We start from the raw sequence: 12,271 nt of genomic DNA on the forward strand, positions 1-12,271 counted from the left end.
TTCCCGAGCCCACTACTCCTGATGACGATGCCGGAACACCCGCTACCCGCGGGTGGTGGGCGACCTTGCGCCCGCGTCCGGCCCCGTACCGTACCAAGCCACCGTGCAAAGCTATCGAGGGGAAACCCGTCATGGATTACAACTGGGACTGGGGCGTGTTCTTCAAGTCCACCGGGATCGGCGACGAACGCTACCTGGACTGGTACATCACCGGCCTGGGCTGGACCATCGCCGTGTCGCTCGCGGCCTGGGTCATCGCCCTGGCGCTCGGCTCGCTGCTGGGGGTGATGCGCACCCTGCCCAACCGCTGGTTGTCGGGCATCGCCACGGCGTACGTCGAGCTGTTCCGCAACGTGCCGCTGCTGGTGCAGCTGTTCCTCTGGTACTTCTTCGTACCCGACTACCTGCCGCAGCCGATCCAGGACTGGTTCAAGCTGGGCATCGCCCCGGAAACCTCGGCCTTCATCAGCGTCGTCGTGTGCCTGGGCCTGTTCACCGCCGCTCGGGTCTGCGAACAGGTGCGCACCGGCATCCAGGCGCTGCCCAAGGGCCAGCTCGCCGCCGCCAGCGCCGTGGGCTTCCGCCTGCCGTCGATCTACCGCCACGTGCTGTTGCCGCAGGCCTTCCGGATCATCATTCCGCCGCTGACCTCGGAATTCCTCAACGTCTTCAAGAACTCGTCGGTGGCCTCGCTGATCGGCCTCATGGAGCTGCTGGCGCAGACCAAGCAGACCGCCGAATTCAGCGCCAACCTGTTCGAGGCCTTCACCCTCGCCACCGCGATCTACTTCACCCTGAACATGAGCCTGATGCTGATCATGCGCTTCGTCGAGCGCAAGGTAGCGGTGCCGGGCCTGATCTCCGTGGGAGGTAAATGATGGACTTCAGTCAGATCGTCCCCGCCCTCCCCGGCCTCTGGGAAGGCATGCTCACCACCCTGCAGCTGATGGTGCTGGGCGTGCTGGGCGGCGTGGTGCTGGGCACCATCCTCGCGCTGATGCGGCTGTCGAGCAGCAAGGTGCTGTCGAACATCGCCGGCTTCTACGTGAACTACTTCCGCTCGATCCCGCTGCTGCTGGTCATCACCTGGTTCTACTTCGCGGTGCCGTTCATCCTGCGCTGGATCACCGGCCAGGACACCCCCGTGGGTGCGTTCACCTCGTGCCTGGTGGCCTTCATGATGTTCGAGGCGGCGTACTACTGCGAGATCGTCCGCGCCGGCATCCAGGCCATCCCCAAGGGCCAGATCGGCGCGTCCTACGCGCTGGGCATGACCTACGGCCAGTCCATGCGCCTGATCATCCTGCCCCAGGCATTCCGCAAGATGACCCCGCTGCTGCTGCAGCAGAGCATCATCCTGTTCCAGGACACCTCGCTGGTCTACAGCGTCGGCCTGATGGACTTCCTCAACGCCGCCCGCTCCCGTGGCGACATCATCGGCCAGCCCCATGAGTTCCTGATCTTCGCCGGACTCGTCTACTTCGTCATCAGCTTCGCCGCGTCCTTCGGCGTGAAGCGCCTGCAGAAAAGGTTAACCGTATGATCTCCATCGATAACGTCAGCAAGTGGTACGGCGACTTCCAGGTGCTCACCGACTGCAACACCAAGGTGTCCAAGGGTGAAGTGGTGGTGGTCTGCGGGCCGTCCGGCTCGGGCAAGTCGACCCTGATCAAGTGCGTCAACGCGCTGGAGCCCTTCCAGAAGGGCGACATCACCGTCGACGGCACCTCCATCGCCAACCCGAAGACCGACCTGCCGAAACTGCGTTCGCGGGTCGGCATGGTGTTCCAGCACTTCGAGCTGTTCCCGCACCTGACCATCACCGAGAACCTCACCATCGCCCAGCGCAAGGTACTGGGGCGGAGCAAGGAAGAGGCGATGGACAAGGGCATGAAGCTGCTCGACCGCGTCGGCCTCAAGGCTCACGCGCACAAGCACCCCGGCCAGCTCTCCGGCGGCCAGCAGCAGCGCGTGGCGATCGCCCGCGCGCTGGCGATGGACCCGATCGTCATGCTGTTCGACGAACCGACCTCGGCGCTCGACCCGGAGATGGTCAACGAAGTGCTCGACGTGATGGTCCAGCTCGCCCAGGAAGGCATGACCATGATGTGCGTGACCCACGAGATGGGCTTCGCGCGCAAGGTCGCCGACCGGGTGATCTTCATGGACCGCGGGCAGATCGTCGAGGACTGCCCGAAGGAGGAATTCTTCGGCGACCTGCAGAACCGCGCCGAGCGCACCCAGCAGTTCCTCGCCAAGATCCTGCCGCACTGATCCAGCCGTTCTGACTCACCCGAAGGCCCCGGTTCGCCGGGGCGTTCAACCTCACCGCAAGCACAAGAATAAATAAGGAAGTTCCATGCGCGTGTTCCACTTCAGCAAGCTGCCCCTGGGCGTCGCGATCCTCGCGGCGAGTTCTTCGGTGTTCGCCGTCACCCTCGACGGCGGCGCGGTCGCCTCCCCCGACCAGTACGGTGCGAAGGTCGCCGCCGAGATCCTCAAGAAAGGCGGCAATGCCGTCGACGCCGCGGTCGCCACCGCCTTCACCCTCGCGGTCACCTACCCCGAAGCCGGCAACATCGGCGGCGGCGGCTTCATGACCCTGTATGTCGACGGCAAGCCGTACTTCCTCGACTACCGCGAGATCGCCCCCAAGGCGGCGACCAAGACCATGTACCTGAACGACAAGGGCGAGGTGATCGAGAACCTCAGCCTGGTCGGCGCCAAGGCCGCCGGCGTGCCGGGTACCGTGATGGGCCTGTGGGAAGCGCACAAGCGCTTCGGCAAGCTGAAGTGGAGCGAGCTGCTGACCCCGGCCATCGGCTACGCGCAGAGCGGCTTCCGCGTCGCCGACCAGCAGTACCAGTACCGCCAGGACGCCATCGCGCTGTTCAACGGCAAGACCAACTTCGGCGACTACTTCGGCACCATGAAGCCGGGCGAGACCTTCAAGCAGCCCGAGCTGGCCAAGACCCTGGAGCGCATCGCCGACAAGGGCCCGGACGACTTCTACAAGGGCGAGACCGCCAAGCTGCTGATCGCACAGATGAAGCAGGACGGCGGCCTGATCAGCGCCGACGACCTCTCCAGCTACCAAGCCAAGTGGCGCGAACCGATGCGCATCGACTGGCAGGGCAACACCCTCTACACCGCGCCGCTGCCCAGCTCCGGCGGCATTGCCCTGGCCCAGCTGATCGGCATCAAGGAACAGCGCGCCGCCGACTTCAAGGGTGTGGAACTGAACTCCGCCAAGTACATCCACCTGCTCGCGGAAATCGAGAAGCGCGTGTTCGCCGACCGCGCCGACTACCTGGGCGACCCGCAGTTCTCCAAGGTGCCGGTGGCCCAACTGACCGACCCCAAGTACATCGCCAAGCGCGCCAAAGAAGTGAACCCGGACGCCATCTCGGCCACCGAGAAAGTCCGTCCCGGCCTGGAGCCGCACCAGACCACGCACTTCTCCATCGTCGACAAGGACGGCAACGCCGTCAGCAACACCTACACCCTCAACTGGGACTTCGGCAGCGGCGTGGTGGTCAAGGGCGCCGGCTTCCTGCTCAACGACGAGATGGATGACTTCAGCTCCAAGCCGGGCGTGGCCAACGCCTTTGGCGTAGTGGGCAGCGACGCCAACGCCATCGAGCCGGGCAAGCGCATGCTCTCCTCCATGAGCCCGAGCATCGTCACCCGCGACGGCCACGTCAGCCTGGTGCTGGGCACCCCCGGCGGCTCGCGGATCTTCACCTCGATCTTCCAGGTGCTGAACAACGTCTACGACTACAAGCTGCCCCTGGAAAAAGCCGTCGCCGCGCAGCGCGTGCATCACCAGTTGCTGCCCAAGGACACCATCTACTACGACGCATACGCGCCGCTCACCGGCAAGGTTGCCGACGAGCTCAAAGCCATGGGCTACACCCTGGAAGACCAGGGTTGGAACATGGGTGACATCCAGGCCATCCGTGTGAACGGCAAGGCTCTGGAAACCGCCTCCGATCCGCGCGGCCGCGGCGTCGGCATGGTGGTTAAACCCTAAGCCTGCGGACGCGCACCGTGTGGTACCCGAGCCAGTCCATCGCCGCCCCCCGGCGTTGGGCTGGTTCGGCCCCAGCGACTGTGCTGCAATGCGCTTCCAGCCCACTGCCGCCGCCGCTCACCGTGAAGCCACGCCTCGTGCGCAACTACCTGTTGCCCTTCCTCCTGCTCCTGCTCACCCTGGGCTTCGGCTATGGCGGCTACCTGATCAGCGAAGGCGCCGGCACCCGCACCCTGATCGAGACCGGCGAACGCCAGCTGGAACTGCACGCCCGTGGCGTGGAAAGCGAGATCAGCCGCTACACCTACCTGCCCAGCCTGCTGGAACTCGAAGGCAGCGTCAGCCGCCTGCTGGTGGACCCGACGCCGCTGCACCGCGACCGCGTCAACCATTACCTGGAAGGCCTCAACCGCCGCGCTGGCAGCCGCGCCGTGTACCTGCTGGACACCTCCGGCCGGGTGCTGGCCACCAGCAACTGGCAGGACGCCGACAGCTACCTGGGTGAAGACCTGTCCTTCCGCGCCTATTTCCAGGAAGCGGTGAACGGCCGCCCCGGACGCTTCTACGGCATCGGCAGCACCACCGGCGAGCCAGGTTACTACCTCGCCCACGGCCTGGTTCACGGTGGCAGGATCGTCGGCGTGGCGGTGGTCAAGGTGCGCATGGAATCCCTCGAAGAACGCTGGGAGAAGGCGCGCCTGCAAGCCTTCGTCAGCGACGAGAACGGCATCATCATCCTCTCCAGCGATCCGGCCCTGCGCCTGAAGGCCGTGCGCCCGCTCAGCGACCAGGACAAGGAACGCCTCGCCCGCAGCCTGCAGTACTACTGGTGGGCGCTCAACGAATGGCAGCCACTGTCACGCCAGCCACTGGGCGAGGGCGTCGAGGAAATCAGCTTCCCGCCGGGCGAGCATGCCGACAGCCACAAGCCGCTCAGCTACCTGATGCAGACGCGCAGCCTGAGCGACACGCCATGGAACTTCACCCTGCTCACTCCACTGGCCGACCTGCGCCGCGAAGCACTGATGCACGGCGTGCTGGCCGCCGTCGGCTTCGCCCTGTTCGCCTTCCTGCTGATCGCCTGGAACGAGCGGCGCAAGGTCATCGCCACCCGCCTCGCCGCCCGTGAGGCACTGGAGCAGGCCAACAACGCCCTGGAGCGGCGCATCGCCGACCGCACCGCCGACCTGCGCGCCAGCAACCAGCACCTGCGCGAGCAGATCCGCGAACGCCGGCAGGCCGAGGACACCCTGCGCAAGGCCCAGGACCGCCTGGTGCAGGCCGGCAAGCTGGCGGTGATCGGGCAGATGTCCACCAGCATCGCCCATGAACTCAACCAGCCGCTGGCGGCGCTGCGCACCCTGTCGAGCAACAGCGTGCGCTTCCTCGAGCGCGGCAAGCTGGACGTCGCCAGCAGCAACCTCGAAGCCATCGCCGAAATGGTCGACCGCATGGGCCGCATCACCGCCAGCCTGCGCGCCTTCGCCCGACGCGCCGACGACCACGGCCAGGCAACCCTGAGCAAGGCGGTGGACGCCGCCGTGATGGTGCTGCAGGGGCGACTCTCCGAAGTGCCGGTGACCCTGCACCGCGACTACCCCGACGCGCAACTGGCCATCGACCAGACGCGCCTGGAACAGATCCTGGTCAACCTGATCGCCAACGCCCTCGACGCCATGGGCCCGCAGGTCGACCGCCAGCTCTGGCTGGAAGGCCGCAGCGAAGGCGACGGCCACTACCGTCTGGTGGTCCGCGACAACGGCCCCGGCATCCCGCAGGATGCGCGCCAGCACCTGTTCGAACCCTTCTTCACCACCAAGCCCGGCGAACTCGGCCTGGGCCTGGGCCTGACCCTTTCGGCCAGCCTCGCCACCGCCGCCGGCGGCAGCCTCGGCGTGGCCTACCCGGAGGCCGGCGGCACCGCCTTCGAGCTGAACCTGCCGCTGCTGCCCGCCATGGAGACACCCGCATGAGCGACCCTTCCCTGCGCGTATTGATCGTCGAGGACGACCCCCACGTGCGCCTCGGCTGCCAGCAGGCGCTGGCCCTGGAAGACATCGAGACCGACAGCGTGGGCAGCGCCGAGGAAGCGCTGAAGAAGGTCGGCGTCGACTTCCCCGGCATCGTCGTCAGCGACATCCGCATGCCCGGCATGGACGGCCTGCAACTGCTGGAGAAACTCAAGGCGCTCGACCCCAGCCTGCCGGTGGTGCTGATCACCGGCCACGGCGACATCGCCATGGCGGTCAAGGCCATGCGCGACGGCGCCTACGACTTCATGGAGAAACCCTTCTCCCCCGAGAAGCTGGTGGACACCGCGCGCCGCGCCCTCGCCCAGCGCGCGCTGACCCGCGAAGTCAGCCAGCTGCGGCGCCAGCTCGCCGGCAAGCAGGCCCTGGAGAGCCGGCTGATCGGCCGCTCGCCGGCCATGCAGGCGCTGCGCGAACTGATCGCCAATGTCGCCGACACTTCCGCCAACGTGCTCATCGAAGGCGAGACCGGCACCGGCAAGGAACTGGTCGCGCGCTGCCTGCACGACTCCAGCCGGCGCCAGCCCAAACCCTTCGTCGCGCTCAACTGCGGCGGCCTGCCGGAAAGCCTGATCGACAGCGAAATCTTCGGCCACGAGGCCCATGCCTTCACCGGCGCCGGCAAGCGGCGGATCGGCAAGATCGAGCACGCCGACGGCGGCAGCCTGTTCCTCGACGAGATCGAGAGCATGCCGCTGAACCTGCAGATCAAGCTGCTGCGCGTGCTGCAGGAACAGCAGCTGGAACGCCTGGGCTCCAACGAACTGATCCGCGTGGACTGCCGGGTGATCGCCGCGACCAAATCCGACCTCGCCGCCATGGGCCGCGAAGGCAGCTTCCGCAGCGATCTCTACTACCGCCTCAACGTCATCACCCTGAACCTGCCGCCGCTGCGCGAACGCCGCGAAGACATCCTGATGCTGTTCGAGCATTTCCTGCAGCAGTCATCCCTGCGCTTCGACCGGCCGGCTCCGGCCATCGACAACGCCACCGCCGCCACCCTGATGGCCCACGACTGGCCGGGCAACGTGCGCGAGCTGCGCAACGTCGCCGAACGTTTCGCCCTCGGCCTGCCGGTACTGGCCGGCGGCAACCTCGGCCCGGACTCCGGCGAGCCGCGCTTCGCCGAGGCCGTGGAAGCCTTCGAGAAGAGCCTGCTGTCCACCGCCCTCGAACGCCACGCCGGCAACCTCAGCCAGGCCGCGCACGCACTGGGCATGGCCAAGACCACGCTGTTCGACAAGGTGAAGAAGTACGGCCTGTGACGGCGCGCCTCGCACACGACTGACAGTCACTCGGAAAAGGATTGGCAATGACTGAAGACGCTCTGCTGCAAGACATCTGGAAGATTCTCGAACCCATCGAGATCGAGCACTTCGAAGTGGTGGCCGGCAAGGCCGAGCCCGCCGCCCTGGAGCGCTTTGAGGCGGAACTGGGCTTCGCCCTGCCGGAGGTCTTCCGCCTGCTGACCCTCTCCAGACTCGGTGGCCTGTACATCACCGCACGGGAGGAGTCCTGGCCTGCCGCCAAGGCCTTCGACGTCGGCCCGGCCTGGACCTTCTGGCGCGGCCTGCTGGTGTTCGGGCTGGCCGAGGACATCCCCGAGTGGCTGAGCCTGAGCGTGCAGCTCGCCGAAATCCGCAACCAGGGCATCGTGGACTTCGCGCCGGTGCTCAAGGTCCAGAGCGATCCGCGCTACTACGGCTTCCGCGCCGACGGCAGCCTCGCGCTGTACGACGGCTACGAGGTGGAAACCTGCGAGCCGACCGATTTCCTCGACCTGTTCAAGCAGGAAGTCGACAGCCTGATCGAACGCATGGACCAGATGCGCACCCGCATCAGCGCGCGCTGAGCGAATCGTGATGCGCCAGCACGACCTCGGTCGCGCTGACGCAGGGCGTTGATCTCTGCCCCGCCGTCCCGGACACTATCGGCCTTTGAACCGGCCGCACGAGCGGGAGCCATCATGTCCACCCAAGCCGAAACCCTCTGGAACCAGCTCTGCGCCGACGCCGGCGTCGACCCGCAGCAGCGCATGGCCTCGCGCCAGGCCATCCTCGCCGACAGCAACGCGCTGGACGCCACCGTCTACCGCCCGGACGACAACGACCCGGACGCCGAAGAACTGGACATGGGCGACGCCAAGGTACTGTTCCTCGGCCCCTTCGAAGCCCCCGTGGAATGGGACGCCGCCGAGCGCGAAGACTTCTTCGACGACGCCGACCCGGCGCTGTTCTTCAGCGTCCGCATCGAGTGCGAAGCCCAGCCGGGCACCTCCGCCTTCTTCGTCCCGGAAGTGGGCGACTACCTGGCGGTGATGGACGGCGGCAAGATCCAGATGTACTTCCTCCACGACTGGCGCGAAGACGAAGACGGCTGCACCTGTGTGCTGATCCGCGACGATATCCAGCTCTGAACCCACCCCTTGGCGGGCCGCGCCTGCCGCCGGTAGAGACGTAGAGCGCATAACCTGGAACAGGTTATGCGCCGAAGCCTCGCGGCGGATAACGCTGGCGCGTTATGCGCCCTACGGGGCAGCAGACCGTCAGCACCGGGATCAACCTGTAGGAGCGGGCCATGCCCGCGATCGCGCGCAAGGCGCGCTCCTACAGGCTGCGCCGCACGCTCCCCGGCGACACGCCAATGAACCGTTTGAACGCCCGGCTGAACGCCGCCTCGGACTGGTAGCCGAGGCGCTCGGCCAGTTCGGCCACAGAGATCTCCCGCTCCTGCAACCAGCTCAGCGCCACATGCATGCGCCAGCGAGTGACGTAGTGCATGGCCGGCATGCCGACCTTTTCGGCGAAGCGCGCAGCGAAGGCGGAGCGCGACATCGCCGCCGCGCCAGCCAGGGAGGCGAGACTCCAATCCCGCGCGGGGGCACGGTGGATCAGGCTCAGCGCGCGGCCCAACTGGCGGTCCTGCAGGGCGCCGAGCCAGCCGGTCTGGGCAGCCGGGTCCTGCTCGATCCAGGCGCGGATGGCCTGAATCACCAGGATGTCGGCCAGCCGGGTGATCACCGTTTCGCCGCCGGGGCGCATGGCCCGTGCCTCGTTCTCCATCAATTGCAGGGTGCTCATCAGCCAGTCGCGCTGGCCGGGATCGCGCACCTGCGCCTCCAGCACGCGCGGCAGCAGGCGCACCAGTTGCAGCGCGGCGGGATGGTCGAAGCGCACGGCGCCGCAGATCATCGCCGTCGTCTCCCCGCCTCCGCCCTGGCGCAGCACTTCGTAGCGGTCGCTGGCGTAGGCGCGCGGCAGGTCGAACAATCCCGCCGCCGCTTCCCCCGGCGCGCTCACCAGCCGGTGGCCCTCGCCGTGGGGTACCAGCACCAGATCGCCCGGCGCCAGCCGGCGCGGCTCGTCGCCTTCGGCTTCCAGCCAGCACTCGCCGACGGTCAGCACATGGAACATCAGGCACTGTGGCATGGCCGGCAGGTCCAGCCCCCAGGGCGCGCTGAACTCCGAGCGGCAATAGAAGGTGCCGCTCATGCGCAGGAAATGCAGGGCCTCGCCCAGGGGATCGGTGGAAGCCAAGGCGTCGGTCAGGTCTGGAATGGCGGTAGGAGTGTTCATGCTCCTGAGACTGGTCCGGCAGTTCGGCAACGTCCAGCACCTCTGGACGAATGAGCATGGAACGGCGATTTTCAGGCATTAACCGTCCAGCGTTCTGGCAGGAGACTGCACCCAGGCCAACTAACCCACGGCGGGCGCCGCGGGACGGCCAACAGCGAGGACAACGCCATGATCACCGTAATGGGAGCCACCGGCCGCACCGGTTCGAGAATCTGCCAGACCCTGCTGGAAGCCGGCGCACCCGTCCGCGCCCTGGGCCGCGATGCCGAGCGCCTGGCGCCGCTGGCTGCCGCCGGCGCGCAGATCGCCGTGGGCGAGCCGCACGACGCCGCCTTCCTCAGCGAAGCCTTCCACGGCTCGGAAGCGGTCTACACCCTGCTCGCCTACGGCCCGGATACCGAGGACTACCGCCAGCAGCAGGCTGCCCAGGGCGAGGCGATCCTCTCCGCGATCCGCACCAGCGGCGTGCGCCGGGTGGTGTTCCTGAGCAGCGTGGGCGCCGAGGTGCCCGCCGGCACCGGGCCGATCATCAGCATGCATGACCAGGAACAGCGACTGCGCCTGCTGCCGCCGGAGGTGGATGTGCTGATGCTGCGTTCCGGCGCGCTGTTCGAGAACCTGTATGGCGCACTGGAAATCGTCCGCGCCTACGACTGCTACAGCGATGCGGTGGCGCCGGATGTTCCGGTACCGATGGTCGCCAGCCGCGATGTCGCCGACGCCGCCAGCTGCGCCCTGCTGGAGCGCGACTGGCAGGGCCGCGTGACCCGCGAGGTACTCGGCCAGCGCGATATCAGCTACGCCCAGGCAACCCGGCTGCTGGGGTCCGCCATCGGCCGGCCTGACCTGCCGTACGTGCCGGTATCGCCGCCGGAGCTGGCCGCCGCGCTGCGGGAAGCCGGTTGTTCCGCCAGCGTCGCCGCGTGCTACGCAGAGCTGGGCGAGGCGATCAGCAGCGGGCGGGTTCGGGCGCAGGAGGCGCGCTCGGCTCGCAACACCACGGCGACACGCTTCGAGGACTTCGCCCAAGCCTGGGCCGAAGCCTATCGGGCCTTGCCGTAAGCGGGGCCGTCAGTCAGCCAAAAATAAATTCCTACAAATATCTCGGAAGGCTCTGATGAATTTGGCGCTGGTCCGCTGTCTAGAGTACTCGCCCTTCTATTCAGCCGGATCATCCGCCATGAACCACGCTCCCGACAGTCTCTGGGTCGATGTGGAGACCTGGTCTCCCTACCGCCCGCAGCGCATCCTCCATGGCCGCATCAGCCGCGAGGACTACCTCGCCCTGCGCGATGGCCCCATGCCCTTCGAGGTGCGCCTGGGCAACTGCCGGAGCCGCCACTGCCCGGCCATCCCGGTGCAGGACATGTTCCTGCGCGGCACGCACATTCTCAACGTGACTCCGTCCGAGTGGGTGACCTGAAGCACGCGGGCCGGACACTCGGGGGATAGTCCCACAGGCCATTCAGAACAACCTGACAGAGACCATTCAGGACGGACGTTAAGGTCTGCCACCTCTTTCCCCGCCGTGGAGTGACGTGGCAATGGACAATCAGCTCAAGGTCGAAGTCGTGGTTCGCGCGCACAACCGCGAGTCCTCTGTGCTCCAGGGCTGGATCAGCCAGGGGGACTACAGCGCGCTGTGCGACGGCGACGCGCCTTTCGTGGTGCGCATGAACGACTGCCAGTCGGACATGGGTTTGCTCGAACGCCCGGAAGACCTCTACGTGCGCAGCGCCTACATCCTCAGCATCGAGGTGCTCGACCGCCTGCCCGCGCGTCAGTCGGCCATGCCACGGTAAACGTAGGTCATCGGCCGCGGCCCCGGCAGGTAGTCCTGGATCAGTTCGCGCAGGTGGAAACCGCCGGACTCGATCAGCGCCGGCATATCGCGGTCCAGGTGGCAGCCGCCGGCCAACGGCTTCCAGACCGGCGTCAGGCGGTGCTGCCAGGCGCGCACGCCGGCATCCGGCGCCAGGCCATGCTCGCAGAAGAGAAACTCGCCGCCGGGCTTGAGTACCCGGCGCATTTCCTTCAGCGCCGCCACCGCATCGGGGATGCTGCACAGGGTGAAGGTGCAGACGATGCTGTCGAAGCTGCCGGCGTCGGCACGAATCTGCCCCAGCTCCAGCGCCACCATATCCACCGGAATACCGATCGCCTCGGCACGACTGCGGGCGAGCTTCTGCATCTGCGCCGCCGGGTCGACGCCAACGATTGTCGACACTTTCGCCGGATCGTAGAACGACAGGTTCAGGCCGGTGCCCATGCCGATCTCCAGCACCCGCCCGCGCGCACGGGGCACCAGCAGCGAACGCTGCTTCATCACATCACCCATGCCACAGGCGAAGTCGATCAGTCGGGGCAGCACATAGCGGTCATAGAGTTGCATGGGCAGTTCTTCCGGCGTTTCCCCCGATCCTAGCGGGCCTGCAGCGTGCCGGCACAGCGGCCGACGAGGGGATATCCGCCATTCTCGCGCACCATTCTCCCGTACAGCGGCCCCCAGCGAGGCGCCCGCCTCGGCATAACCAACGGTCCCCATTAGACGATTGTCGACAATTCATCAGATCTTGATTGACCGAAGGCTTTTCCAGGGGTAGCTTTCGCCGCACATCAAGAAGATTGTCGAC

At 66.9% G+C, this 12,271-nt stretch carries 13 protein-coding genes; 11 read left to right on the plus strand and 2 right to left on the minus strand.

All coding sequences use genetic code 11. From position 1 onward, the window contains the following. Window positions 1-131 precede the first annotated feature (131 nt). From IB255_RS27895 to IB255_RS27930, 8 genes are all read left to right on the plus strand, one after another. Window positions 132-878 carry an amino acid ABC transporter permease gene (locus tag IB255_RS27895; protein ID WP_081517282.1) on the plus strand — a complete coding sequence of 249 codons (747 nt, stop codon included), beginning with the start codon at window positions 132-134 and terminating at the stop codon, window positions 876-878. After that, the gene (locus IB255_RS27900) at window positions 875-1,543 is read left to right on the plus strand and encodes an amino acid ABC transporter permease (RefSeq protein WP_139791518.1); all 669 of its coding nucleotides are present in this window, start codon (window positions 875-877) and stop codon (window positions 1,541-1,543) included. Before IB255_RS27895 ends, IB255_RS27900 begins: the two co-directional genes overlap by 4 nt. Further along, entirely contained in the window at window positions 1,540-2,274 is a 735-nt protein-coding gene (locus tag IB255_RS27905) for an amino acid ABC transporter ATP-binding protein (RefSeq protein ID WP_081517280.1), read from the plus strand. Before IB255_RS27900 ends, IB255_RS27905 begins: the two co-directional genes overlap by 4 nt. Before the next feature lie 85 nt (window positions 2,275-2,359). Next, a complete protein-coding gene (gene ggt / locus IB255_RS27910; RefSeq protein WP_081517279.1) occupies window positions 2,360-4,033 on the plus strand; it encodes a gamma-glutamyltransferase in 1,674 nt (557 codons plus the stop codon). An 80-nt stretch (window positions 4,034-4,113) separates the two neighbouring features. Then, window positions 4,114-6,006: a sensor histidine kinase gene (locus IB255_RS27915; RefSeq protein WP_139791557.1), complete on the plus strand. Its 1,893-nt coding sequence runs from the start codon at window positions 4,114-4,116 to the stop codon at window positions 6,004-6,006. Then, window positions 6,003-7,328, plus strand: coding sequence for a sigma-54-dependent transcriptional regulator (locus tag IB255_RS27920; protein ID WP_081517278.1), 1,326 nt, complete (start codon window positions 6,003-6,005; stop codon window positions 7,326-7,328). Before IB255_RS27915 ends, IB255_RS27920 begins: the two co-directional genes overlap by 4 nt. 47 nt (window positions 7,329-7,375) lie before the next feature. After that, on the plus strand, window positions 7,376-7,915 hold the full coding sequence (locus IB255_RS27925) for an SMI1/KNR4 family protein (RefSeq protein ID WP_192211145.1): 540 nt from the start codon (window positions 7,376-7,378) through the stop codon (window positions 7,913-7,915). A gap of 114 nt (window positions 7,916-8,029) precedes the next feature. Then, on the plus strand, window positions 8,030-8,479 hold the full coding sequence (locus IB255_RS27930; RefSeq protein WP_081517275.1) for a hypothetical protein: 450 nt from the start codon (window positions 8,030-8,032) through the stop codon (window positions 8,477-8,479). A gap of 190 nt (window positions 8,480-8,669) precedes the next feature. Here IB255_RS27930 and IB255_RS27935 read toward each other — a convergent pair whose 3' ends face one another. Further along, a complete protein-coding gene (locus tag IB255_RS27935) occupies window positions 8,670-9,638 on the minus strand; it encodes an AraC family transcriptional regulator (RefSeq protein WP_192211146.1) in 969 nt (322 codons plus the stop codon). 168 nt (window positions 9,639-9,806) lie between these two features. Here IB255_RS27935 and IB255_RS27940 point away from each other — a divergent pair, with 168 nt between their 5' ends. From IB255_RS27940 to IB255_RS27950, 3 genes are all read left to right on the plus strand, one after another. After that, window positions 9,807-10,700 carry an NAD(P)H-binding protein gene (locus IB255_RS27940; protein WP_081517273.1) on the plus strand — a complete coding sequence of 298 codons (894 nt, stop codon included), beginning with the start codon at window positions 9,807-9,809 and terminating at the stop codon, window positions 10,698-10,700. A 118-nt stretch (window positions 10,701-10,818) separates the two neighbouring features. Further along, the gene (locus IB255_RS27945; RefSeq protein ID WP_192211147.1) at window positions 10,819-11,061 is read left to right on the plus strand and encodes a hypothetical protein; all 243 of its coding nucleotides are present in this window, start codon (window positions 10,819-10,821) and stop codon (window positions 11,059-11,061) included. A 121-nt stretch (window positions 11,062-11,182) separates the two neighbouring features. Next, on the plus strand, window positions 11,183-11,440 hold the full coding sequence (locus IB255_RS27950) for a hypothetical protein (RefSeq protein WP_081517271.1): 258 nt from the start codon (window positions 11,183-11,185) through the stop codon (window positions 11,438-11,440). On the opposite strand, the gene IB255_RS27955 is transcribed toward IB255_RS27950, so the two are convergent. Beyond that, complete coding sequence (locus IB255_RS27955; protein WP_081517270.1) at window positions 11,419-12,030, minus strand: class I SAM-dependent methyltransferase; 612 nt, start codon at window positions 12,028-12,030, stop codon at window positions 11,419-11,421. The two genes, IB255_RS27950 and IB255_RS27955, sit on opposite strands and share 22 nt — an antisense overlap. Between the last annotated feature and the right edge of the window lie 241 nt (window positions 12,031-12,271).

The sequence above is a fragment of the Pseudomonas sp. PDM22 genome, from assembly GCF_014851965.1.
Lineage (GTDB): Bacteria > Pseudomonadota > Gammaproteobacteria > Pseudomonadales > Pseudomonadaceae > Pseudomonas.